The 23,057-nt window shown below is 56.9% G+C and carries 24 protein-coding genes; 7 read left to right on the forward strand and 17 right to left on the reverse strand.

Annotation, left to right across the window (positions count from 1 at the left end; genetic code table 11):
- Window positions 1-42: 42 nt before the first annotated feature.
- Entirely contained in the window at window positions 43-921 is an 879-nt protein-coding gene (locus tag FJ145_02855; protein MBM4260360.1) for an enoyl-CoA hydratase/isomerase family protein, read from the reverse strand.
- Window positions 922-1,068: 147 nt separating this feature from the next.
- Between FJ145_02855 and FJ145_02860 the strand changes: the two genes are divergently transcribed.
- The 4 genes from FJ145_02860 to FJ145_02875 all read left to right on the forward strand — a co-directional run bounded on the left by FJ145_02860 (window position 1,069) and on the right by FJ145_02875 (window position 4,761).
- Window positions 1,069-2,274 (forward strand): CoA transferase, encoded by a 1,206-nt coding sequence (locus FJ145_02860; protein ID MBM4260361.1) that lies wholly within the window; start codon window positions 1,069-1,071, stop codon window positions 2,272-2,274.
- Window positions 2,275-2,330: 56 nt separating this feature from the next.
- Window positions 2,331-2,498, forward strand: a complete 168-nt coding sequence (locus tag FJ145_02865) for a hypothetical protein (protein ID MBM4260362.1) — start codon at window positions 2,331-2,333, stop codon at window positions 2,496-2,498.
- Between the two features lie 118 nt (window positions 2,499-2,616).
- The gene (locus FJ145_02870) at window positions 2,617-3,825 is read left to right on the forward strand and encodes a CoA transferase (protein MBM4260363.1); all 1,209 of its coding nucleotides are present in this window, start codon (window positions 2,617-2,619) and stop codon (window positions 3,823-3,825) included.
- Between the two features lie 93 nt (window positions 3,826-3,918).
- The gene (locus tag FJ145_02875; protein MBM4260364.1) at window positions 3,919-4,761 is read left to right on the forward strand and encodes an enoyl-CoA hydratase/isomerase family protein; all 843 of its coding nucleotides are present in this window, start codon (window positions 3,919-3,921) and stop codon (window positions 4,759-4,761) included.
- 641 nt (window positions 4,762-5,402) lie between these two features.
- On the opposite strand, the gene FJ145_02880 is transcribed toward FJ145_02875, so the two are convergent.
- Complete coding sequence (locus tag FJ145_02880) at window positions 5,403-6,839, reverse strand: UbiD family decarboxylase (GenBank protein ID MBM4260365.1); 1,437 nt, start codon at window positions 6,837-6,839, stop codon at window positions 5,403-5,405.
- A 40-nt stretch (window positions 6,840-6,879) separates the two neighbouring features.
- Between FJ145_02880 and rfaE2 the strand changes: the two genes are divergently transcribed.
- Complete coding sequence (rfaE2, locus tag FJ145_02885) at window positions 6,880-7,455, forward strand: D-glycero-beta-D-manno-heptose 1-phosphate adenylyltransferase (GenBank protein MBM4260366.1); 576 nt, start codon at window positions 6,880-6,882, stop codon at window positions 7,453-7,455.
- Window positions 7,456-7,461: 6 nt separating this feature from the next.
- Complete coding sequence (rpmB, locus tag FJ145_02890) at window positions 7,462-7,653, forward strand: 50S ribosomal protein L28 (GenBank protein MBM4260367.1); 192 nt, start codon at window positions 7,462-7,464, stop codon at window positions 7,651-7,653.
- Between the two features lie 55 nt (window positions 7,654-7,708).
- Here rpmB and FJ145_02895 read toward each other — a convergent pair whose 3' ends face one another.
- From FJ145_02895 to FJ145_02920, 6 genes are read right to left on the reverse strand one after another with little or no spacing between them, the layout of a single operon-like run.
- Window positions 7,709-9,919: a bifunctional (p)ppGpp synthetase/guanosine-3',5'-bis(diphosphate) 3'-pyrophosphohydrolase gene (locus tag FJ145_02895; GenBank protein ID MBM4260368.1), complete on the reverse strand. Its 2,211-nt coding sequence runs from the start codon at window positions 9,917-9,919 to the stop codon at window positions 7,709-7,711.
- Window positions 9,916-10,569 carry a guanylate kinase gene (locus FJ145_02900; GenBank protein ID MBM4260369.1) on the reverse strand — a complete coding sequence of 218 codons (654 nt, stop codon included), beginning with the start codon at window positions 10,567-10,569 and terminating at the stop codon, window positions 9,916-9,918. The genes FJ145_02895 and FJ145_02900 overlap by 4 nt, the downstream gene beginning before the upstream one ends.
- Complete coding sequence (locus FJ145_02905; GenBank protein ID MBM4260370.1) at window positions 10,566-11,423, reverse strand: YicC family protein; 858 nt, start codon at window positions 11,421-11,423, stop codon at window positions 10,566-10,568. The genes FJ145_02900 and FJ145_02905 overlap by 4 nt, the downstream gene beginning before the upstream one ends.
- Window positions 11,420-12,403 (reverse strand): D-glycero-beta-D-manno-heptose-7-phosphate kinase, encoded by a 984-nt coding sequence (locus FJ145_02910; GenBank protein MBM4260371.1) that lies wholly within the window; start codon window positions 12,401-12,403, stop codon window positions 11,420-11,422. Before FJ145_02910 ends, FJ145_02905 begins: the two co-directional genes overlap by 4 nt.
- 20 nt (window positions 12,404-12,423) lie before the next feature.
- A complete protein-coding gene (locus FJ145_02915) occupies window positions 12,424-13,521 on the reverse strand; it encodes a glycosyltransferase (GenBank protein ID MBM4260372.1) in 1,098 nt (365 codons plus the stop codon).
- Window positions 13,505-14,311 carry a glycosyltransferase family 2 protein gene (locus FJ145_02920; protein ID MBM4260373.1) on the reverse strand — a complete coding sequence of 269 codons (807 nt, stop codon included), beginning with the start codon at window positions 14,309-14,311 and terminating at the stop codon, window positions 13,505-13,507. The genes FJ145_02915 and FJ145_02920 overlap by 17 nt, the downstream gene beginning before the upstream one ends.
- A gap of 73 nt (window positions 14,312-14,384) precedes the next feature.
- Between FJ145_02920 and FJ145_02925 the strand changes: the two genes are divergently transcribed.
- Window positions 14,385-15,140 (forward strand): class I SAM-dependent methyltransferase, encoded by a 756-nt coding sequence (locus FJ145_02925; protein ID MBM4260374.1) that lies wholly within the window; start codon window positions 14,385-14,387, stop codon window positions 15,138-15,140.
- Here FJ145_02925 and FJ145_02930 read toward each other — a convergent pair.
- The 9 genes from FJ145_02930 to FJ145_02970 form a co-directional block, all read right to left on the reverse strand.
- Window positions 15,086-16,009 carry a glycosyltransferase family 2 protein gene (locus FJ145_02930; protein ID MBM4260375.1) on the reverse strand — a complete coding sequence of 308 codons (924 nt, stop codon included), beginning with the start codon at window positions 16,007-16,009 and terminating at the stop codon, window positions 15,086-15,088. The genes FJ145_02925 and FJ145_02930 overlap by 55 nt on opposite strands.
- The gene (locus FJ145_02935; protein ID MBM4260376.1) at window positions 16,006-16,413 is read right to left on the reverse strand and encodes a hypothetical protein; all 408 of its coding nucleotides are present in this window, start codon (window positions 16,411-16,413) and stop codon (window positions 16,006-16,008) included. Before FJ145_02935 ends, FJ145_02930 begins: the two co-directional genes overlap by 4 nt.
- A 3-nt stretch (window positions 16,414-16,416) precedes the next feature.
- Window positions 16,417-17,322, reverse strand: coding sequence for an SDR family oxidoreductase (locus FJ145_02940; protein ID MBM4260377.1), 906 nt, complete (start codon window positions 17,320-17,322; stop codon window positions 16,417-16,419).
- Window positions 17,319-18,317, reverse strand: a complete 999-nt coding sequence (locus FJ145_02945) for a polysaccharide biosynthesis protein (protein ID MBM4260378.1) — start codon at window positions 18,315-18,317, stop codon at window positions 17,319-17,321. Before FJ145_02945 ends, FJ145_02940 begins: the two co-directional genes overlap by 4 nt.
- Before the next feature lie 52 nt (window positions 18,318-18,369).
- A complete protein-coding gene (locus FJ145_02950; protein ID MBM4260379.1) occupies window positions 18,370-19,263 on the reverse strand; it encodes a glycosyltransferase in 894 nt (297 codons plus the stop codon).
- Window positions 19,264-19,275: 12 nt separating this feature from the next.
- Complete coding sequence (locus FJ145_02955; GenBank protein MBM4260380.1) at window positions 19,276-20,196, reverse strand: glycosyltransferase family 2 protein; 921 nt, start codon at window positions 20,194-20,196, stop codon at window positions 19,276-19,278.
- Window positions 20,197-20,229: 33 nt separating this feature from the next.
- Window positions 20,230-21,132 carry an FkbM family methyltransferase gene (locus FJ145_02960; protein MBM4260381.1) on the reverse strand — a complete coding sequence of 301 codons (903 nt, stop codon included), beginning with the start codon at window positions 21,130-21,132 and terminating at the stop codon, window positions 20,230-20,232.
- Between the two features lie 92 nt (window positions 21,133-21,224).
- Complete coding sequence (locus tag FJ145_02965; protein MBM4260382.1) at window positions 21,225-22,382, reverse strand: DegT/DnrJ/EryC1/StrS family aminotransferase; 1,158 nt, start codon at window positions 22,380-22,382, stop codon at window positions 21,225-21,227.
- Between the two features lie 21 nt (window positions 22,383-22,403).
- A complete protein-coding gene (locus tag FJ145_02970; GenBank protein MBM4260383.1) occupies window positions 22,404-23,027 on the reverse strand; it encodes a class I SAM-dependent methyltransferase in 624 nt (207 codons plus the stop codon).
- Window positions 23,028-23,057 lie beyond the last annotated feature (30 nt).

Here is a 23,057-nt window from a genome sequence, read left to right on the forward strand (position 1 = left end):
GTACCCGTGCCTACTATCTTACTGTTGCCTATTGTTTACTGCCTATTGCCTTTTTTTAGAGCGCGGCCCAAACGGCTCCGGCTGAAACGGCCCGTCGCGCATCTGTAAATAGGCCTTGGTCCCTTCGTTGTTGCGCTTTTCATCCAACGGCCGGCGCCAATCCTCGCGCAGCAGAGTATGCGCCGGCGCTGACAGTTGCTGGTCGAGCATGAGTGCGTCGCGCAAGCCCATCATTTGCAGACCGTTGATTGAGATGCCGAGATTGATCTTCACCGTCTCCGGCGGCACGAGCGCGATGCGCTCCACCAGGGAGAAACATTCATCGAGCAGTTGGTCGCGTGCGACGACTTTGTTGACGAGCCCGATCCGCAGGGCTTCCTGCGCATCGATATGATCGCCGGTAAGCGAGTAGCGCAACGCATTATTGAAACCAGCGAGATGGGTCCACATGAAGCCGGTATTCGATCCATGCCGCACTTCCGGCTGGGCGAACACGGCATCTTCCGAAGCGTAGGTGATATGGGTAAACAACGCCGTCCACGAGCCAACACCCATGGCCCAGCCATTGACCGCGCCGACCACCGGCTTGGTCAGCTCCCAAATTTTTAAGAAGATTTCCTGATGGCCGCGGTACGCATCGATGAATTGCCCGGCGTTCTCCCCTTCGCGCATGCCGTAGGGCCAAACCGTATCGCGCCGATGCGCCGCGCCGCCGCCCTGATCCATGCCCGCGGAAAAACCGCGCCCCGCCCCAGTCAAAACCACCGCGCGGATTTCCGGATCGGCTACGGCGTTATCCAGCGCATTGCTCAGCTCAGCGATCAACGGCCGGCTAAAGGCATTCATCGCCTCGGGCCGATTGAAGGTGATCAACACGCCCTTGCGCTGCTTCTCGTAAAGAATCTGCTTGTACTCGGCCATGATGAGGTGAACTTACTAATCTTGCTGAACCTTGTAAATCGGAAAATTGCCCATGCGCTGCCTCGATGTGCGGCATAGGTTTGCTTGACACCATTCAACCATCCGCGTAAGAATCGCGACGAATCAAGCTTCACTGAGGGATTTTTCATGGCCAATCCATCCGGACCGCTAGTCGGTTATCGCGTGCTCGATCTCGGCGGGCCGCTGAGTTTACACTGCACAAAACTTTTGGCGGACATGGGCGCGGACGTGATCAAAGTCGAGTCGCCCAAGGGCGACGAGTCGCGGCGGGTGCCGCCGTTTAAAGACGACGTGCCGCACCCGGAGACGAGCCTCTATCATCTGCATTTCAACACCAACAAGCGCAGCATCACGCTCGATATCGAAAAGCCTGACGGCCGGGCGATTTTGCTTGAGTTGTGCAGCAAAGCCGATGTCGTCATCGAGACTTTCCGGCCATCGCGCGCCAAAGAACTGCGCTTAACCTACGCCGACTTGAGCGCCGGCAACCCGAAACTGATCGTCGCTTCGATTACACCGTTTGGCCAGAACGGCCCGTGGAAGGAGTACAAGGCCAATGACATGGCCGGCATCGCACTGGGCAATTTGCTCTATCTGGCCGGCGAGCCGGGCGAGCCGCCGCTGCAGCCACCGGGTGAGATCGCCTACGGCATGGCGTCGACCTACGGCGCCTTCGGCATCGCCGTCGCCCTCTACCACCGACTGGACAGCGGCAAAGGACAACACATCGATGTCTCCATGCACGAATGCGGCGGCCACATCGCCGGCTACTTCATTCCCAACTATGGCTACACCGGCGACAAGCCCGCGCGCGCTTCGCGCAAGGGCGAAGAGACCGATCTCTACGATCCATACAAAACCAAGAACGGCTACGCGCGCATTTTTATCATTCCCATCGAACAGTGGCGCCGCTTGGTCGAATGGATGGGCAAGCCGCCGTCGATCTCAGGTCCCGAGTTCGAAAAGATGGCTTTCCGGCGCAAGCACCCGGACATCGTCGTCGGCGCCATCGCCGAATTCTGCGCCAAGCATACAAAAGAAGAACTTTACGAAGAAGGCCAGAAACGCCGCATCGCAGTCACGCCTATCAACACCGCCGGCGAGTTTGTCGAAATGGAACAAACCAAAGCGCGCGGCCTGTTCGAAGAAGTAAAGCACCCATTGATCGGCACATATAAACAATTCGGCCCGGTGCCGCGCCTGATGGACAGCCCCGGCGGCATCTTCCGCCCCGCGCCGCTGCTCGGCGAGCACAACGCCGAGATTCATCGCGGCGAGCTGGGCTTGAACGGTGACGATCTCGCCGCGCTACGGGCTTCCGGAGTGATCTGAAGAGGATTGGCTCACCACGAAGGACACGAAGATCACGAAGGAAGAAAGTTAAGATAGTGGACTTCGATGGGTTGTCCAGCAAAGTGATCGGTTGTGCCTTGGAAGTCCACCGCGAACTTGGACCTGGACTATTAGAATCGATCTACGAGCAGGATCAGTTGATGAAGATTCACGAGGCACAGCTTCTGACTTATATGAAGCTCGCGAAACTGCAGGTTGGATGACTAATCAACTTCAATGCGATTACTTTGAAAAAGGGTATTAAGAGATTCGTTCTGTAATCCGGAACTTCGTGACCTTCGTGTCCTTCGTGGTGAACAACTGATTTCAAAGGAAGCTCATATGTCACAACTACCCCTAGAAGGCATCCGCGTTATTGAACTAACCACCGGCGCGGCCGGGCCTACGGTGGCGCGGGTTTTGTGTGAGTTTGGCGCGGAGGTGATTCGCTGCGAGACCCGGCTGCGCGGCGACGGGCATCGCGGCGAAGATCCGAAGCTGTGGAACAAGAAGCCCGACTTTATGAAGCTGCAGCGTGGCAAAAAATCTTTCACGGTCAACATGCAGACCGCCAAGGGCCGCGAGCTGGTCAGAGAGCTGTGCAAAAAGTCCGACGTGCTGGTGGAAAATTTTGGCCTTGGCATATTGGAAAAATGGGGACTGCACTGGCCCGATCTGCAAAAGATCAATCCGAAGATGATTTTGATTCGCGTCAAGGGCATGGGTTGCACCGGGCCGCACGCTGCCGATCTCACCTATGGCCCTAACGTCGGCAACACGATGGCGACGACTTACTTGTGGAACTATCCTGGCGCCGACACAGCCACCGCGGAGCCGCGCACCCAGCATCCCGACTTCATGGGCGGAGTGACCGGCGCCTTCGGCGTTGTCCTCGCATTAATGCAACGCAAGAAGACCGGCATGGGGCAATGGATCGACAGCGCTCAGCAGGAAATCGGCGCATCGTTGCTCGGCCCAAAGTATTTAGAATACACGCTCAACAAGCGCGAGCCCAAACCCGAGGGCAACCGCAGCGCCATCGCCGCGCCTTATGGGCCCTACCAATGCAAAGGCAACGATCGCTGGTGTGTGCTGGCGGTCTATAATGACGAGGAGTGGGAACGCTTCGCCAGTCTAGTGGAAAAATCCGGCACCAAGCGAGATCCGAAGTTCGCCACCCACTTTCAGCGCGTGCGCAACAAAGAAGCGCTCGACAAATGGGTGACCGCGTGGACCGTGCAGCACGACCCCTATGAAATCATGGAATTGGTCCAAAGCGTCGATGTCTGCGCGGCTGTGGTGCAAGACGTTGAGGACCAGTTCAAAAACGACAAGCAATACGCCGCGACGGGCTTTCTGGTAAACCTGACCGAGCCCGAAGCCGGCCCGGTGGTCACCGAAAACGTGCCGATGCGCATGTCGCTTACACCGGGCAAAGTGCGCGGCCTGGCGCCGCTCATGGGCGAACACACCCAAGAGATTGCGAAAAACTTGCTGGGCTTGAGCGAGGACGAGATCAAAAAGTTGGACGAGGAGAAAGTGCTCTATTAATTAAAAAGTAGAAATTAAAAGTTCAAAAAAGAACCCTCCGAATCCGACTTTTGTAACTTTGAATTTTTAATTTGAATTACCCCGGGAGGAACGATGGCAGAACCAGGACCCCTTTGTGTTTTCGAGAAGCGCGATCCCCATATCGCGATCATTCGGCTCAACCGGCCGGAGAAGAAAAATTCCATCAGCCGCGACCTTTATTGGGCGCTCGATGAGTGTTGGCAAAAGGCCAAGAACGACGACGATGTTTGGAGTATCATTTTGACCGGCACCGCCGACTCGTTCTGCTCCGGCGGCGATTTGAAAGAAAACCTGGCCTTCGCCCGCGGCGAAATGAAAGGGCCGCGTTCGGGGCCACGGGGCTACTCCGATATCCGCAGCTTGAAAATGCACAAGCCGGTGATCGGCGCGATCAACGGCTACGCCGTCGGCGGTGGGTTCAGCCTGTCTTTGGCTTGCCACATCCGCTATTGCGTGCCGCAGTCCAAGTTCGGCTGCTCGGAAGTGCGCTGGTCGCATTTAGCCGCCTGGCCCCACTACCTCTGCCAACTCCCCACCGGCTGGGGCTACTGGTTCGCCCTCACCGGCCAGATGATCGACGCTGAAACCGCTTTTCGTCTCGGGTTAGTGCAGAAGATTTGCGAGCCCGACAAATTAATCGACGAGTGCGTCGCCTTGGCCACGACGATCAACAACAACGGCCGCTTGATCGCCCAACACACGATGGAATTCGTCGAAGACAAGTTATTCTACGAGATCCAGGGCTGGGAAAAAGCCTTCCAGATCCACCGCGAGTTCTACGCCCACCTGCGCGACAGCAAAGCCTACGACGAAGGCTCCGCCGCGTTCGCGCAACGGCGTAAACCGCAATTCGACCAAGAATATTACGACGAGAAGACCCGGCCCGCGGGCGTAGCACCGGCGGCGAAGAAATAACCTTACTGCTTGAGCGATGAAAACAACGGCGCGGCGAAGTTAACTTTGCCGCGCCGTTTCTTCTTAGGCTGAAGGAACTCTTAAGAGCGCTTCTACAGGCTGCTGAGCATGAACGGACTTCATTCTCCGCCGTTTAAGCCGCTGAGATTGCGGCTAGTGAATAGCTAAGCGACGTGTTACTCTTTGACTATGTCGCAACAAAGCCTAGAAACAGGCTTTCGACTCCTGCACTGCTTGAAGAATTGACGCTGGCAGAGCGCGCCCTTCTTGACCGATTACCGCGCTAAAATTCTTGGGGCACCGAGAGCACCTGACCAAGACTGGGTAAGAATCAACTGTGCCAGCTTATTCCCCAAGAATCTTCACGACCTCGACCGCCAGCTCGGCGACGCTACTCGACCTGATCACATCACCGCGCCGAAACGTTTCAACCTTCCGGTAAACACCATTGACAGGCTCCGAATGCTTCTCGATGGTTTCAGCGGGAAGGTTGGCACAACGAGATCATACTAAGACCGAGCAGCGCAGTCAAAACAACGATTCTCACGATTCTTAGGCGCCTGGGTCGTCGCAGCACCAATAAAAAGGGGCAGGCCGATCATCTCGGCTTGCCCCTTTCAGTTGATGCTATTTTCTAACGACTACTTCTTGCCGTTGCCAAACAACTCCGCACCCCACTTCTTCGCCGTGGCGTCGAGCACTTCGCGGCTCGACTCGGCGACCGGCGGGAAGTCCTTCATCCACTCGTAGGGACGGGTCGCATCGATAATGGCGCGCGAGTTGAAGCCCTTCTTGGTCGGATGGATGACCGGGTCGAGCGGGCCGCTCCAGCAGCGGCGCAGGATGTCGATGTCGGCCTCGGGTTCACAGCGGGAGGACATCGCCCAGATGACATCATCGGTGTTGGACGGATCGATATCGTCGTCGACAACCACCACGAAGCGGCCTAAGTAAGCGCCGGCGTGGCATTGCGAGGCGATCACCGCGGCCTGCTTGGCATGGCCTGGATAGCGTTGTTTGATCGACACGATCATCATCAAGCGGCTGCCGCCGGAAACCGTGAGCCATACGCCTTTGACGTCCGGCACGCCGGCCTTTTCCATTTCATCCCAGATCAAAGCAGAGCGCATATAAGAGCGGTACCAGCCCAACTCCGCCGGCGGGCGCCCTGGAGGGGAGCCCAAGATAATCGGATCGTTGCGATGATACAGCGCTTTCACTTCGACCCAGGGCTCGGCGCGCTCCGCGCTGGCATAATAACCGGTCCATTCACCGAAGGGGCCTTCGGTGGTCGGGTGGTCGAAATGAACGTCGCCTTCGATAACGATTTCTGCGTTGGCGGGGATCGGCAAGCCTGAGTATGGGCCTTCGACCATTTCGAAGGGCTCATTGCGCATGCCGCCGATGAATTCGTATTCGGGAATACCGTAGGGCACTTCGATGCTGCCCGCGAGAAATGTCAGCGGGTCATGGCCGAACGACATCGCCATTTTGAAGGGCTGGCCGCTGGCTTGATATTTTTCGCGCTGAATGCGGCCATGCTTGCCGGGCGAAATGTAGAAACCGACTTTGTTCTTGTCATGGATCATGACGCGGTAGGTGCCGTAGTTGACCCAGCCTTCATCCGGGTCGCGGGTGATGTCGACGCTGCCGGTGCCGATGTAGCGGCCGCCGTCTTTGTCGTGCCACTTAGGCGTCGGGAACTTGAACATGTCGATATCGCCTTCTTTGTAGACGTTATCGAAGAGCGGGCTTTTCTTGACGAACTTGGCCGGCAGCGGTTTGATCTTTTTGTAGTGGTCCTTCCAGATTTTGACGAAATCCATTTTGGTGTCGCCGGCCGGCAAGCCCAAAGTGAGAGCGAGGCGTTTACGCGAAGACAACGAATTGGACAGCACGCGGTAGCCCTTGGGATAGCCTTTGATATCTTCAAACAAAACCGCCGGGCCGTCTTCTTTGTGCGCGACGATTTCGGTGATCGCGCCGATTTCCAGATTCCAGTCGCAGCCTTTGAGGGTTTTTAACTCCCCCATTTCTTCGGCGATCTGGATCCAGTCTCTGAGATCCTGATATTCCATCTTTCCTCCTAAATTTGTGGCGACAAACTGAGCTGAAACAATGCCCGAACTTAGCCGATCTCGAAGTTACAATCAAGACGGCGAATTTCTCGAAGTCCGCGAAGTTTCAATTGAAAATCGCGCACCGTCATGTTACCCATCGTCTGTGTCGGAGAAGTTGAAGCAAACCGACGAGCTGCGCGAAATCGTTAGGCAGGCGAAGCGAAACGGCCGCAAAGTTGTCTTTACCAACGGCTGCTTCGACATTCTGCACCGTGGTCACCTGGAAATCTTGCGCGGAGCGAAAAGTTACGGCGACATCCTAATCGTCGCCCTCAACACCGACCGTTCGGTGCGCAGCATCAAAGGGCCGTCACGCCCGGTGGTAGCGGAAAGCGACCGCGCCGAGTTGATCGCTGCGTTGGAGATGGTAGATTACGTGATTCTATTTGACGAATTGGAACCCACCGGCTTGATCGCCGAGCTTGAGCCGGACGTCTTGGTCAAGGGCGGCGATTACGGCATCGATCGAGTTGTCGGTGCCGACGTTGTGCGCCGCTACGGGGGCGAAGTTGCCGTGGTTCCGTTCGTGCAGGGTTTTTCGACCAGCGCTATTATCGAAAGGATAAGAGGTTAAAGAACAATGGCGAGGATATGCACTATTTGCGGCAAGGGCCGGTCGGTGGGTCACAACGTTAGCCATGCCAATAACAAAACCAAGCGCGTCTGGCAGCCCAATTTGAAAAGGGTCAAAGCGAAATTTGGGCTCACCGTGCGCCGTGCCCTGGTGTGCACCGACTGCATTCATTCGGGGCGAGTCCAAAAGGTCGCGTGAAGATGGATAGGCGGCCCAACGTTTTCCTCCTCCATCGTCTAGTGTCTTGGTTTGTTCAGTGCAGCTCTTCCTTGGCCCCTTCGCTTTCAACCTTCCCGCCGGTGCGGCCACGTCCGCGCACCGCTTTGTAGACACCCTTCACTTTGGAGACATTCCTGAGCACTTCTTTTAAGTGCTCAGAGTTTTTGATCATCACTTCGAAAGTATTGAGCGCTTTCTGGCCGGAAAAAGTATGAATCTGCGCCCGCGCGATGTTGGCGTCGGCGCTGGTGATCGCCGCGCTAATGGCGGCGAGCAAGCCCGGCTGATCGATGCAGGTGACCTCGATCTTGACCGGCCTCGGCTGCTGATTCTCCTCTTCCCAACTCACCTCGATCTTGCGATGGGGATCGCTCTCTAACACCGTCGGGCAGCCGATCGTATGGACTGTGACACCGCGCCCGCGAGTGATAAACCCGACGATGTTTTCGCCTGGCAGCGGATGGCAACATAACGCGAAACGGACCAGCACGTCCTCGACACCCTTGACGCGAATGCCCAGACTGCGGCGTTGCTTTGACACTAGTCGAAACAAATTCTGCAGCGCCCCGTCGGCTTTTTTGCTGCCGACTTCCAACTTATCCGGCGGCACCAGCTTGGCAAGCAGGCTGCGAGTCGTGATGCGACCGTAGCCGAGGGCCGAGAGCAGCGATTCCTCGTCGCTCAGGCCCAACTCTCGGGTCAGCCAATCGATCTTTCCTTGGCTCTTTAGCGTGGAAAAGTCGAGCTGATAATGATGCAGGTCGTGATCGAGAATCTCCCGGCCCAGCACCAAGCTGCGCTCGCGCTGCTGGGTCTTTAACCAGGCGCGGATTTTTGACTTGGCACGCGGCGTCTTGATCCACTTGAGCCAGTCGCGGCTCGGGGTTTGCTGCGGTGTCGTGATGATTTCAACCGTATCGCCGCTACGCAAAAGATACTTGAGCGAGACCAGCTGCCCATTCACCCGCGCGCCCGAGCAATGATGGCCAACTTCGGAGTGAATGCGGTAGGCAAAATCAACCACGGTGGAGCCTTTCGGGAAATTGAGCAGATCACCGTTGGGCGTAAACACGTACATCTGCGTGGCAAACAAGTCTTCCTTGAGGCTGTGCAAGAACTCCTGGGGATCCTGCAGGTTTTCCTGCCATTCGAGTAGTTGGCGCAGCCAGGAGTAGCGCCGAATATCGCTGACCGGAAACTCGTCGCCTTCCTTGTAGCGCCAGTGGGCGGCGATGCCTTCCTCCGCCACTCGGTGCATTTCATGGGTGCGAATTTGAATTTCGATGCGCTCACCGTAGGGACCGATCAAGGTGGTGTGCAGCGACTGATACATGTTGGGTTTAGGCAGTGCGATATAGTCCTTGAAGCGCCCCGGCACCGGGCGCCATTGGCCATGCACGACGCCAAGGGCTTCGTAGCACTCGCGCGGCGTGTCGACCAGAATGCGAAAGGCAACCAGGTCGTAGATTTGATCGTATAGGAGATTCTGGCTCTCCATCTTCTGGTAGATACTAAAAAAATGTTTAGGCCGCCCGGATATTTCGGCGTCGATGCCTTCGGCTTCCAGCTTGCGGCGCATCACCGAAATCACTTCTTCGATGTATTTGTCTCGATCGGTTTTCTTTTTGGCAACATTGCGCTTCAACTGGTAGTAAATTTCCGGATGTAAATACTTGAGAGCCAGATCTTCGAGCTCGGTTTTGATCCAGGCGATGCCCAAGCGGTGCGACAGCGGCGCATAGATATCCAGCGTTTCTTGCGCGGTGAGAATCTGCTTCTCCGGCGGCATGTGATCGAGCGTGCGCATGTTGTGCACCCGGTCGGCCAGCTTGATCAAGATCACCCGCACATCTTTGCCCATGGCCAGCAGCATCTTGCGAAAGTTCTCAGCCTGCTTTTCCTCCCGGCTGATAAAATTAGTGCGGCTCAATTTAGTAACGCCGTCCACTAAAGCCGCGATCTCTTTGCCGAACTCGCGCCTGAGCTCATTGAGAGTCGTGAGCGTATCTTCGACCGTGTCGTGCAATAACCCGCTGGCGACGCTCGGCACATCGAGTTTCAAATCGGCAATAATATCGGCCACGGCCATCGGGTGAATCAGGTAGGGTTCGCCGGAAAGGCGCTTTTGCCCCTGATGGACGCGCGCCGAAAATTCATAGGCTTTGCGCAAAAGCTCGGCATCGGCGCTCGGATAGTAGCCTTGCACCTTTTCGATCAAATCGGCGACTTTGACGTCACGGCTCATGGCTGATCCGGTTGTTTCTTGCCGTGTAGAGGTTCAATGCGCCACTCGGTGACTCGTGCCGTGCGCGCGCGCTCGGCTTCGACGATGCCTTTGAGAACCTCCACCGCGGCTTTCACTTCATGGTTCACGACATAATAATCATACTGATTTATCCGGTGGATTTCACCCTTCGCGTTGGCCAGTCGGCGGCGGATCACCTGCTTGTCGTCGGTGCCGCGCAATGACAGCCGCTTCTCCAGCTCGCCCATGGACGGCGGCAAGAGAAATATCGAAACCGCGCACGGGTAGACGACTTTGATGCTTTCCGCGCCCTGCACGTCGATATCGAGCAATATGTCACGCCCGGCCTGGATATTCTTATCCAACGGTTTTCGCGGCGTGCCGTAGAGAAAGTCATGCACCTTGGCCCACTCGGCGAATTCGCCGCGCGCGCGCATGGCGTCAAATTGTCGTTCGCTAATAAAGCGGTAGTCGCGCCCATTATGTTCGCCGGCGCGTTTGGCGCGTGTGGTGCAGGAAACCGACAGTCGAATTTCCGGATAAATTTCGCGCAGCTGGTTGTACAGCGTGGTCTTACCGGCGCCCGAGGGCGCAGACAGTATGAAAATGATGCCTTGGCGTTTGGCCGCCGCCGGGGTTTTGGCTCTCATTCGATGTTTTGCGTCTGCTCGCGAATTTTTTCGACCCGTTCTTTGCCTTCGAGCACGAGCTGCACCACCGGCAGCTGCGGCACTTTGGAGCTGATGGTGTTCAATTCCCGATTGACTTCCTGGAGCATAAAATCGATTTTCTTTCCCACCGGTTCGGTCTCGCGCAGCACTTGGCCCAGATTGGTGACGTGACTTCGCAGGCGGACCAGCTCTTCATTGATATCGCCTTTTAATACCACACTGGCCACTTCCAGGTTCTCGCCTCTGCCGCCGTTGTCACCCGCGCGGCCGGCCGGGCCCTTTTGCTGGCGCACCCCGAGCTCGGCGGCGCGTTCTTCCAATGCGCTAGTGATGCGCGTCATTTGGTTCACCTGGCTTTGCATATCGGCCTTGAGCTGGCGCCCTTCGCGCTCGCGCGACTGCTCAAGTTTCTTGAGCGCCGCAATCAAAGCGTTGAAGAGCGCCTTGCGCTCGCGGCCAATGTCGACTTCTACTTCGCGCACATGGAAGAGATCGGGCACGCTCGGCAGCAGCGCAACGCTCACCTCTCCCGCAAGTTTATGTTTTTTCTTCGCCTGTTTGATCGATGCCAGGTACTGGCCGAGAAGCGCCTCGTCCATCTCCAGCTTGTGCGCCTGCGCCTTGCCGGGCAAACGATTGACGAACAGGTCGATGCGCCCGCGGGAAATTTTCTCACGGATGGTTTTGCGGATTTCTTCCTCCAGCGCCATGTATTCGCGCGGCACACGCAGCTGCAGATCGAGGTGGCGGTGATTCAAGCTGCGCACCTGCACGGAAACTTTGGTTGCGCCGCTCTGCTGCGACGCTTCGCCATAGCCAGTCATGCTCTTCATACGCGGTCCTTAAGAATTTTTCCCAATCGCTGCGCCGACACCGCCACAGTCCCCACCTCGTCACCGACCAAACCGGCGGCCATATTCGACAACACCGCGGCATCTTCAAAGCCGGCGCCGCAAGCAAGAGCCAGCGCGCAGGCCGCCACCACGGTGTCACCCGCGCCGGTAACGTCGAACATGTCCTTTGGCTCGGTGCGAAAGTGCTGCACCGCGCCCCGGGCGCGAAAAAGACTCGACCCGTCAGGGCCGCGCGTCACCAGCACCGTCTGGGCGCGCCATAGCCGCACCAGCCGGGCGCCCGCGGCCAGCAGGGTTTTTTCATCGCGGATTTTGATCCCGGACGCGTCGCTCGCCTCGTCCTTGTTCGGCGTGAGCAGCGTCGCGCCGCGGTAACGCGCGTAGTTCTCTTTTTTGGGGTCGACGATAAGCGGCAGTTTTTTTCTCTGGCTCAAACCGGCTACCAACTGCAGCAGTTGGTCGTTGACAATCCCTTTGCCGTAGTCCGATATCACGATGCCATCGAAACGTTCCGCGCTTTTCGCCACATACCTACACACACGGCTAAGGCTGCCCGCGTGCCCGCTATGGACCGACTCTCGGTCAAGCCGGACGATCTGCTGATGGCGCGGCCGGGCGATCACGCGAGTCTTCTGGATCGTCTGGTGCTGGCGGTCAACCACGACGCCGGCCGTCGAAGCGCCGATACGCCGTAATTCTTGCAGCATCCGCTTGCCCGCGCCATCGACCCCCACAACGCCGCAGGCGGTCACCTGGCCGCCGAGGGAACGAATGTTATGGATCACGTTGGCCGCGCCGCCGAGACGGATGCTCTCATCGGTCACGCGCAGCACCGGCACCGGCGCTTCCGGTGAAATGCGCTCCACGTCGCCCCAAATAAAGCGATCGATCATCAGATCGCCGACCACTAACAAATGTACAGCGGGAAACTTTTTCAGCAGATCTAACAGCGGCGGCATCGAAGAATTCTCAAAATATTTCAAGATTGGGCCAATAGCTCGTAGTAAAAGGCTTCATTGGTGCGCGCCATCTGGTCGAGGGAAAACCGCTGTTCCACCCGCGCCGCGCCGCGCCGCCCCATCCCAGCGGCCCTCTCGGGGGCTTGGAGCAACTGCAAAATCGCGTCGGCCAGCGCCGCCGCATCACCCGGCTCGACGAGTAGACCGGTCTCGCCATCGAGCACCGACTCGGCGAGGCCGCCGACTTTGCTCGCGACTACCGGTTTACCGGCTGCCATCGCTTCGAGCGCCGCCACGCCCAGGCCCTCGAAAAGTGACGGCATGACGAAGATATCGAGCTCGGCTAGAAATGCCGCCGGGTCCGAGACAAAACCGCAAAACTGCACCCGATCGGCGACCCCCAAACGGCGCGCCAACTCTTGCAACTCTGCCGAGAGTGGCCCCGCACCCGCAATGCGATACTCGATGGGCAAACCCTGCTCGCGCAGTTGCGCTGCCGCCTCAATCAAGTAGCGCAGCCCTTTGCGTTCCTCCAGCACCGCCACGGTGCCGACGATTGCGCCCACCGGTGTTGACCCAAGGCGCGGCCGGCGAAACCGCGCCGGCTCGATGCCGCTATAAACGACACGAATCTTGCGCTCCTCGACACCTGCGTCGCGGAGCAGATCGGCGATCTTTTGTGAGATAGCAACCACACCGTCCGCGCCCCGATTGTAAAGCCAGCGCGCCCGCGCGCTGCTTTTCTCGGGATAGTCCATGCGCCGCGTGACGACAAACTTGGCGCGCCGGCTACCGGCGGCAAACCAGGCGGCGAGGGCGTGCGCCCGTTTGGTGTGGAGATGAACGATATCGAAGTTCTCTCGCTGGATCAGCCGACGTATCGCCCAGGCAGGCCGGACTGCAAGATCATTGCGCGCAATCATGGGAATAAGGGATACGTTCGAGTCTTGGGCTCGCGGCCAGAGCTGCCCTTGCGGATGGGCCAGCAGATATTGCCGATGTCCCTGCTTGGCGAGATACGTTAGCAATCCGAGGACCTGCGCCTCACCGCCACCCCAATTTCTCTCCGGATCGATGTGTAGAATCTTCAACAAGCGGCGCTCACCGCTTGCGCTCAACTTCGTCGTTCTCCTCTAGCTCAATTTCCCAAAGCTTAGCATACTTGAGAAAAACGTAAACGGCAGCCGCGACGGCCACGTAGAAGCCGGCAAAGCCCTCCATGAACCCGCGCTTGATGATGTAGCTGCGAAAAAACCGCACCGCTGGCCGCAGTAGTGCATCGCTTAAGCGAAAGGGCTGCCGCTCACGACGGAGCTCCCCCGACGAGATCGTCGTAAAGCGATTGATGCGCTGCATATGATCGTCGATATTGCGGTAAGAGAAATGATGTAGCGGATGTCTTAAGCGCCGTACCGGCCCGTCGACGATGATTTTTTCATGTGGATCTGAGCCGCCCCAGGTAGCTTGATCGCGGTGAAACAGACGAATATCATAGTCGGGGTACCAGCCGCCGCGGCGCCACCAACGCTTTAAGTAGTACACCAAGCGCGGCAGCTCGTATCCGGCATATCGTCCGCTGTCAGCGGTGAGCGCTCGCTGAATTTCCTCGCGCAACTCATCGGTCACTCGTTCGTCCGAGTCCACTAGGATCACCCAGTCCTTCGTTGCTTGAGAATGGGCAAAGGCTTTCTGGTCGCGGTAACCCGCCCAGGGGCGCTGAATCACGCGGTCCGTGTATTGCCGAGAAATCTCGACTGTTCGATCCGTGCTAAAAGAATCGACAACCACGATCTCGTCGCACCAACCGAGGCTCGCCAAACAATCGCCTATGTTATTCTGTTCATTGAAGCAGACAACGATAGCAGAGATCGTCGGCCGCGCGCGCGCGATAGTTGGGTTATCCGCCATAAACGGTCGGTGCTAGCAAGGCAGCCGCGCTGGCTTCAACTTTTCGACTCGAAATGCTATACCCACAGCCAACGTGAACAAGCAGTTGAAAGAATTGCAGGACGTATATGACGCTCCGGGCATGTTAACCTACGGCGAAGTCGATTGCCTGTATCGCCTCGGCCAAATCAACCACTGCCAAGGGGTGATCGTCGAGATCGGCAGCTGGAAAGGCAAATCGACCATCGCCCTGGCGCGCGGCGCCGCCAAAGTTCACAATGAAAAAATCTACGCCATCGATCCCCACGCGGTACAGCCGGAAGAAGGATACTTCGAAGACACCCGTGCCGATTTTCTCGCCAACATCAAAAAGGCCGGCGTCGAAGATCGCGTCGTGCCGATGATCATGACGTCGGAAGAAGCGGCGCGCGGTTGGAACCAGCCGATTCGCCTGCTGTGGATCGACGGCGATCACCGCTACGAACCAACCAAACTCGACTTTACGCTCTGGGTGCCGCACCTGGTCGAGGGCGGCATTCTCGCAATGCACGATACGATCAGAAAGAAGGGGCCCAAGCGCGTGCTTTGGGAAAACGTTTTTCGATCGGGCCGTTTTCAAGAGATCGCGATCGTCGATAACATCACAGCCGTGCGCAAGGTGCGGCGCGCCTCACTCATCGGCCGATTGCGCAACTATCTCACGCTGGCTTTCCGCGCCATCTATATCGCCGCGCGCAAAAGCAGCCTGCCCTACTCCAAACCGGCCGGCCGATGGCTGCTGCGAAAGCTCACCACTCAAGCCTGGATGCCGCTCTTGGTTTTGGCTTTCTCGTCGAGCATCGCACGGTAATGATAGTAGCGCCCCTTGGCGCGATATTTTTTGCGGACGTTGCCGAAAATAGAATACCAGCCAAACCTGCAAATCGAGCGCAGGATATTCGGTACAATTGAAAAATAGGAGCTGTTCTTGTAGGCGAGCCGACTCCGGCCTTGCGCTTCATGGCGCCGGCGAAATTCTTCTTCGCACAGCCGCGCGGGATCGAGCTCATTGTAAACCGCGGCCTTAGGCTCCCAGCCGATCCGCTTGCCCGCTTGCAGCACACGTTTGGCGAATTCGACGTCTTCAGAGATGCCGTGCCCGCCCGGCCCTAAACGTTCGTCGAAGAGCCCGGTGGCGTCGAATACTTCGCGCCGCACTGCCATGTTACCGCCGGTCAAAGTCTTGAGGTCAGCGCCGGCGGGCGCCCCATAGTTGACAAAATCCATGGTCCGATAGCGATACAGCGCGGCGAGCAGATCCGTTTTCTGCTGATCTTCCGGGCGCATTAAAATGGCGCCTTGCATGACGTCGTGCGGCTTATGCTTGAAAAAGCTGTCGATCGCCGCCAGCCACTCCGGCAGCACTTCCACATCGTCGTCCATAAGAGCGATTAGGTTACCCGCCGTTAGCGGGATGGTTTTGTTCTGTGCGCGGCACTTGCCAGCGATGGGCTCCGGTACTTGCCAGCAGCGCACGCCGTCGCGCCCATCGTACTCCTCGGTCAACGCCTTCACGGATGCGGCCACGACCTCGTTGGTCGCGTTATTGGCAATGACGATGTCGTGGCGGATTTGCGCGCGTCCGTGCACCCTGCATAGCGAGTCCAAGAGCCGGCGAATCTTTTCGACTCGGCCCGAGCTGGCGATGATGATGCTGATCGAATTCTCCATGGTGGTCATAGCCCCGGAAAATCGAAGGCGTAGGTGTCCGGATCGCTGGGATCGAAATCCTCGCTCGCGACCACGATCAAATAAAAAGGGATATCGCCGTCGCAGGTGATCGCGTGGGCAATCTGCGGCGCGATGGTCACGGTGATCATGTTGTTTTCTCCCATGGCGATGATTTTTTCTTCGCCGGTGCGAATATCGCGCAAGTAAAGCTTGGCATTGCCGCTGACGACGCTAAACCACTCGGTTTTGCGCGTGTGATAGTGTTTGCCCTTGGTTTTGCCAGGATTGCCGACCGTACAGAATAATTGCGCCAGGCGCGTGCCGTCGGCCAGACTTCCCGAGCGTAAGATCTCGGTCAGCCACCCACGCTCGTCCTTTTTCACTTCCAAATTTTCGATGCGTAGGCCTTCCATATGCTATGCCATCACCCTCTCTCGTGGGAACTCCTGCCAGTCCCTCTTCACACGGACCAACCCTTCTCGCACCGTCGGCAACCGAATCCCCAATCGATCCGCGACTTTTCGTCCAATCAACGAAGTATCCTGCGGCCGGCGCGCCAAGCCATCGATCTGGCGAAACGGCCCGGCTTGAATCCCCTTGCCGTCAAGCCCGAAGATTTCTGCGACGAGCCGCGTAAACTCGTACCGGCTCGCTTTGTCCGCCGAGCCGACATGGATCACGCCCGTCGCTTGTCCTTCCATAAGTAGCAGGATGATCTCACTCAAATCGCCAGTGTAGAGCGGCGTGGAATATTGATCGACGAATCGCGTCATCGCCTTGCCGCTGCGCAGCGCCGCCACCATGCCCTCCATCATCCCGACGACCGGCGGCAGCTTGAGACCGAAGATTGTCGTGCGCACAATCAAAACGCGGGAACAATTTTCCGCCGCCCATTGTTCACCGAGCAATTTGCTCGCGCCATACTGGTTGACAGGGTCTGGCGTGGACTGTTCATCGAAACCGCCGCCACCGCCGTTAAAAACATAATCCGTCGAGACATAAATGTAATGCGCGCCCATTTCCTCGGCGATCTTTGCGGTCAGCGCGGTGCCGCCGCTGTTGATCGTTCTCGCCTTTTCCGGCTGGCGCTCGCACTCGTCTACATCGGTCAAGGCTGCGGTGTGAATCACCACGTCCGGCTGGATTGCCTGAAAGAGCCGGCGGACCGCCAACTCATCGGTGACATCGAGCGCAACCAAAGAACCGCCCGGCAAGATCACCGGATGGGTATGATAAGTGCCCCAAACTTCATGCCTTGCCGCTGCCTGCTGCATCAGACAATGGCCGAGCATGCCGCTGCCGCCGGTAATCAAAATCTTCACGCAGCGATCCAGCCGGTGCGCGCCAAGATCGTGCGAATCTCGTCTTTACTTAAACGGCGCGCCATGTCGGAGCTGTACTCGGCAAACTTGACGGCATCTGCCCGGTGATAAGATGATGTGGTTGCTTCGAGATCGATCTGCGGCAAGATGACGTAGCTGGTTTCGTCTTCGATGGTGCGCACCGCTTCGACCTCCGAAACCAGCACTTCGTGGATCTTTTCACCGGGACGGATGCCTACCACTTCGACGGGAATCTTTTTCTTAGCAGTCAACGCCTCAATCATCACCTCGGCCACGTCGGTCACCAACGCCGCGGGTATTTTGAGCACAAAGGTCTCGCCGCCCTTGCCGTGGGTTGCGGCGTAGAACACGAGCTCGATCGCTTCGGCCAGCGTCAGCACAAAGCGCGTCATCCTGGAGTCGGTGATGGTGACCGGCCCGCCGGCTTCGATCTGCCGTTTGAAAAGCGGGATCACCGAGCCGCGCGAACCGACAACGTTGCCGTAGCGGACGCAGGTGAAGATTGTCCGCTTGCCGCTGTTGTGGAAATTGGCCGCGGTAAAGAGCTTTTCCTGAATCGACTTGGTCATGCCCATGGCGTTGACCGGCTTGACCGCCTTATCGGTGCTGACGGCGACGACTTTTTCGAGGTTTTCTTCCAACGCGGCTTGAATGACATTTTGTGCGCCGATCACGTTGGTCTGCACCGCTTCCCAGACGTGATACTCACAGGACGGAACTTGCTTCAAAGCCGCGGCGTGAAAAACGATGTCGATGCCGCGCACCGCTTCGCGCACGCTGTTGTAGTTGCGCACATCGCCGATCACGAAATTGAGCGCATCCTTGCGCGGATACTGATGGCCCATGCCGTATTCTTCGCTCATCCGCACTTGCTTATCTTCGTCGCGGCTAAAGATGCGAATTTCGCTGGGACCTTCTTCGAGCAACCGGTCGGCGATCTGATGACCGAACGAACCGGTGCCGCCGGTCACCAGGACGCGCTTTGCGGAAAAAAGTTTTGGTTTATTCTGTGCCACTTTTGCCTTTTTAAGCCCAACGCATCTGGTAAAGCCGATATTTCAAAGCCAGCGGCCGTAGCGCAACCGCGCTGCGCAGCGCTTGTCGAGCCTGCTCTTTTTGCCCCGCCTGCCATCGGCCTTTAGCCAGCCGGTAATAGCGATAGGCCAGCCGCGCCGCCACTCGGCGCGCGCCTAAAAGCTGCTCCGCTTTTGGATTATCGGCGAGCAGCTTCTCAATCACCCGAATATTTTCCAGCAGACGCAGCTCCTGATTGCCGCTAATATTGCCGCCGTGCTTGCGGTAATAGAAGACCACTTCATCGAGATATGCAACCGGATAGCGGTTCATGAGGCGAAAAGCGAGATCTAAATCCATGGAAATTCGCAAGCTTTCGTCATGTCCGCCGACGGCTTGATAGCAAGACTTCGAGATCAACGCGGCTTGCAAGCGTACGATACTTTTGTCGAAGATGTCCTCGAGTTGCACGCCGCGCGCCGCCAGCCGGCGCGATTTTTCCGTTGGGATGATGGTTTCGCGATTGTGCTCTGCGCCGCCCAAATAGCTGCCGTTGGCGAACACCATGCCGCAATCGGGATGCTGCTGCGCGTAGCCGTAGAGTATTTCCAGATGGTTGGGGGCGCAGAGATCGTCTGAATCTTGAATCGCAATCCACGGCGCCCGCGCGTTCTTGACGCCCAAGTTGCGAGCCGCCGAGGGTCCGCGATTGGCTTGATGAAAATAGCAAATCCGGCCTTGGAACTCTTCCAGCACCTGCGTTGTGTTGTCCGTGGAACCATCGTCGACCACGATGGTTTCGAGATCTTGGAAACGTTGATTTAAAACGCTGCGGATCGTTTTCGGCAAAAAGTTTGCGCGGTTGTAAGTTGCGATCACCACCGAGACTTTAGGCGCTCCGCTCATGCTCGCCGGCAGCTAGACTTCGCTGTGTCTATCGTGGCTTCTCACACCGCGGATTTTGCCCATCAGATAGCCGCAGCATTTGGCGATGCGTCCTTCGGTCTTGTAAGCCTTCTGGGTTTTGCCGAGCAGCCGATAAAGCCCGTAGCGCGCGCAATTGGCGAACAAATTGGGCAGCACCCGAAAGGCGATGGAGTCATGGCGATATATGCTGCGGCTCAGGCCCTTGCGGTACTCGACCATGCGATTGTACGCGCGGCCATAACGATTCGGATTCAACTCATGGTAGACGACAGCGTGAGGCGTGTAACCGATTTTGAAACCAGCTTTGCGAATGCGCATAGAATATTCCGTGTCTTCACTAAACCCAGCCGCTCCCGGCCCCAACCGTGTGTCGAAGAAGCCAACGTTTTCAAAAACCCCGCGCTTAAAAGACATGTTGGTCCCAGTTAAACCGCGCAGCGGATGAATCTCATGCCCGTAGTCGATGTGGGGGATGTTATACTCAGCCAAACGAGACATCTCCGCACTATTTCCCGCCGCATCTCGCCCAGGAAGAATCTTTCCCTGCAAAGCATCGAACACAGTTGTGCGATGGGCCTCCAGGTGTTTTGCTAGGCAATCTGGCGCGGCGACCACATCGTCGTCAAGAATCATGATCACGGCACCATGAGCTTCGCGCAAGCCCAAGTTAAGCGCGTGCGCTTTGCCCTTCCGCCTCTCTTCCAAATAACGCAATGCCAAATGCCGCTTGCCCGCGCGCCATTGTTCAATCGTACTCGCAGTGCCGTCGGTGGAGCCATTGTCCAGGACCAAAATTTCGATCTCCTCAAAGTTCATTCGCTCACCCGACACCAAACTCTCTAATAATCGCACGAGGCTGGCGCGGCGGTTGTACGATGGGATGAGAATACTGAGGCGTACGGTCACAGACATTCGCGGAATCGAACGGGTCGGAAGTTCACGCTCCTAGGAGCGTCGAGCAAATATGCCGTTGTACACCTGGAATCCTCGCCGCCCGGGAGGCTTATGGAGGCCCGATTCGTTGACAAACTCGAAACCGCACTCGGCAAATTGGTCGATCAGGCTATGATCCGTGGTAACCGCCTTTCGATCCAGCTCGACGAGCACAGATTTTAGACGCCTGTCTGCCATCGTTCTGCGCGCTCCGTTGACAATTTTGCCCTCGAGACCATCGACATCAATCTTTAGATGGTCTGGAAACGGCGGATGAAACGTCGCAATGAAATCATCCACGGAAAAACCCAAAGTTGCCTGCGACGATAAAGATTCGGCCGCGCTGTTTTGCGGTGCAATCACCGCACCGAAACTATTTAGCGCGGAGCCGATTTTGCTACTCGTCATGTAGAGACAATCTAGCTTGGTGCTGTCGGTGAACGCAAAGCAGTAGGCGGAAAGTTTGGAGCTCAACCCATTCAATTCCACGTTCCGGCAAAGCAGATGATAGTTGCTGGCCGACGGTTCAAAAGCCAAGACGCGGTGTCCTTTGACCGCCGCGTAAACAGAATACGTACCGACGTTGGCGCCGATATCCCAGAGTATCTCGCCTTCTTGGAAGCCCTCTATCCATCGCAAGGTATCCGGCTCCTTGGTGTGCAGTGTTCGCGCCCGGTAGACCGGTATTTTACCCGGACAGAGAAACTTGATCGGACCAAAAGGAGTTGGCTGGACGATAATCGGTGCCAGGTCTTCGGCCAAGTGAGCCGTCATCATCGTAGCACGCTTGGGTCCTATGATCTTACTAGCCGTTTTGACCAGCGACGTAACCACGTCGAGGGTTTTTTGCTTGGGTCGCATATGGCTAAAAGCCTTACCGCTATACGTGAGTAGTAACGGCACTCGGTTGATCAAACCGACTGCACATCTGGTTTGAGCATTGAACCTTAAAGACGCCCTAACAAGGCTCCTGCATGCATCGCGGTTGTCCTGCTTGACCCACGAAACTAGCGCGTGAAAAAATCAGCGATCGACTGAACAACGGCTCGCTGCATCGCTTCGGTCAATTCCGGATAAATCGGCAGCGCGATAGTCTGTTGAGCCGCTGCTTCACTCTCAGGAAAATCGCCCGGCTTGTGACCCAAATCTCGAAAACACTCCTGCAGGTGAAGCGGCACGGGATAGTAGATCTCACAGCCGATATTTGCCCTTTTGAGGTGGTCGATCAGCCCATCGCGCCTTCGCGTGCCGACGCGAATGACAAATTGATTGTAGATGTGCCTCCCCCCTGCGGCTTCGTGCGGTAAGGCCACCGGCGCACCGCTACTCCCCGCGCCATTGTCCGTTGTCAGTTTTGCCGCGGTAAAGAGTTGTCTATAGGTTGCGGCATTGCGCTGCCGCGCCGCGGTCCAGCCGTCGAGATATTTCAACTTCACCCGCAAAACCGCCGCTTGAATAGCATCGAGCCGAAAGTTGCCACCGATGTATTTGTGATAATATTTGGCCTTCGATCCGTGCCCTCGCAACATCGCGACTCGCTCGGCGAGCTCGGCATCGTTGGTCGTCACCATCCCGCCATCGCCGAACGCGCCGAGGTTCTTCGACGGAAAGAAGCTAAAGCAACCCAGATCACTGATCGAACCGGCACGTTTGCCGTTGTCCTCGGAACCGATCGCTTGCGCCGCATCTTCAATGACGCGGAGCCGATATCGACGTGCAAGGTCTACGATGAGGTCCATCTCCGCCATTTGTCCGTAAAGATGCACCGGCATAATCGCTCGAGTCCGCCTGGTAATCGCCGACTCAATTTTCGTCGCATCGATATTATAAGTCAGTGGATCGATGTCGACGAAAACCGGCGTCGCGCCGACTCTGGAAATACAACCGACCGTAGCAAAAAACGTGTAGGGGGTCGTGACAACTTCATCACCGCTGCCGATGCCCAAGCTCATAAGTGCAACCAACAAAGCATCCGTGCCAGAGGAGACCCCGATGCCAAATCGACAAGCAGAGTAGGCTGCAATCTCCCGTTCGAGCTGCTCCACTTCAGGGCCAAGAATAAACTGCTGCGACTGCACGACCTTATCAATTGCAGCCCGAATCTCCGCTTCGATGGCACCGTATTGGGTGCGCAAATCTAGCAGCGGTACGGGTGTAGGACTCACGAATCTAGCGTTGGTGCGGAATCACTTTTGCGCCACGACGATAATTCCCGGCGCGAAATCAATATTTAACAACCGCAGCACGCCCCGATAGCGCCATGAGCGCCAGCGTTTTTTCCAATCCATCCGGCATACTCGATAGCCGTAAAAGCGCGTAAATCCCGCGGTTGCCAACCAACCAGCCAGATGACGGATTCTAAATGGCGTGACATGGCTTGAGTCTGACCGAAACGACATCGGATGATAAACGTTCGGAGTTGAAACGAAAATTTGCCCACCGGAATTGAGCAGGTCATAGGCGTGCCTAAAGAATTCCAAGGCCATGCCGGGCGGCATCTGTTCGACTACTTCAAAGCAGCCGATCGCATCGAACCTTTCGGTAATTTCATCTAATGAGTAGTAATCATGGTGATTGGATCGGTCGACATCCATGCTTTTGTAGACGAAACCCGCAGCCGCTGTTTCCCGCAAGTATTTTTCCAGCGAGCCATTATTGGCTCCGATATCCAGAACACTCATCCCCGGCCGTAAAAACTTCGCCAGCGGCTCGCGATAGTCCGCAATGATGGGGATTTTGAGGATGGGTTTGTCGATTTGATCTTCGACCAGATTTTTCGCCCGATTGATTAAAGTCCAGTCGACATCCACGGCCGGTCATCCTCTTGCAGGTCTTACGGC

It is taken from the genome of Deltaproteobacteria bacterium, assembly GCA_016874755.1.
In the GTDB taxonomy this organism is placed as follows: Bacteria; Desulfobacterota; Binatia; order UBA9968; family UBA9968; genus DP-20.

Coding starts and splice junctions, on each gene's coding strand:
- FJ145_02860 (MBM4260361.1), top strand. CDS start 1,069: ATGGCCAATCCATCCGGACCGCTAGTCGGTTATCGCGTGCTCGATCTC.
- FJ145_02955 (MBM4260380.1), bottom strand. CDS start 20,196: ATGTCTGTGACCGTACGCCTCAGTATTCTCATCCCATCGTACAACCGC.
- FJ145_02935 (MBM4260376.1), bottom strand. CDS start 16,413: ATGGAAGGCCTACGCATCGAAAATTTGGAAGTGAAAAAGGACGAGCGT.
- FJ145_02895 (MBM4260368.1), bottom strand. CDS start 9,919: ATGAGCCGTGACGTCAAAGTCGCCGATTTGATCGAAAAGGTGCAAGGC.
- FJ145_02900 (MBM4260369.1), bottom strand. CDS start 10,569: ATGAGAGCCAAAACCCCGGCGGCGGCCAAACGCCAAGGCATCATTTTC.
- FJ145_02920 (MBM4260373.1), bottom strand. CDS start 14,311: ATGGCGGATAACCCAACTATCGCGCGCGCGCGGCCGACGATCTCTGCT.
- FJ145_02950 (MBM4260379.1), bottom strand. CDS start 19,263: ATGAGCGGAGCGCCTAAAGTCTCGGTGGTGATCGCAACTTACAACCGC.
- rfaE2 (MBM4260366.1), top strand. CDS start 6,880: ATGCCCGAACTTAGCCGATCTCGAAGTTACAATCAAGACGGCGAATTT.
- FJ145_02870 (MBM4260363.1), top strand. CDS start 2,617: ATGTCACAACTACCCCTAGAAGGCATCCGCGTTATTGAACTAACCACC.
- rpmB (MBM4260367.1), top strand. CDS start 7,462: ATGGCGAGGATATGCACTATTTGCGGCAAGGGCCGGTCGGTGGGTCAC.
- FJ145_02855 (MBM4260360.1), bottom strand. CDS start 921: ATGGCCGAGTACAAGCAGATTCTTTACGAGAAGCAGCGCAAGGGCGTG.
- FJ145_02880 (MBM4260365.1), bottom strand. CDS start 6,839: ATGGAATATCAGGATCTCAGAGACTGGATCCAGATCGCCGAAGAAATG.
- FJ145_02910 (MBM4260371.1), bottom strand. CDS start 12,403: ATGCCGCCGCTGTTAGATCTGCTGAAAAAGTTTCCCGCTGTACATTTG.
- FJ145_02905 (MBM4260370.1), bottom strand. CDS start 11,423: ATGAAGAGCATGACTGGCTATGGCGAAGCGTCGCAGCAGAGCGGCGCA.
- FJ145_02875 (MBM4260364.1), top strand. CDS start 3,919: ATGGCAGAACCAGGACCCCTTTGTGTTTTCGAGAAGCGCGATCCCCAT.
- FJ145_02930 (MBM4260375.1), bottom strand. CDS start 16,009: ATGACCACCATGGAGAATTCGATCAGCATCATCATCGCCAGCTCGGGC.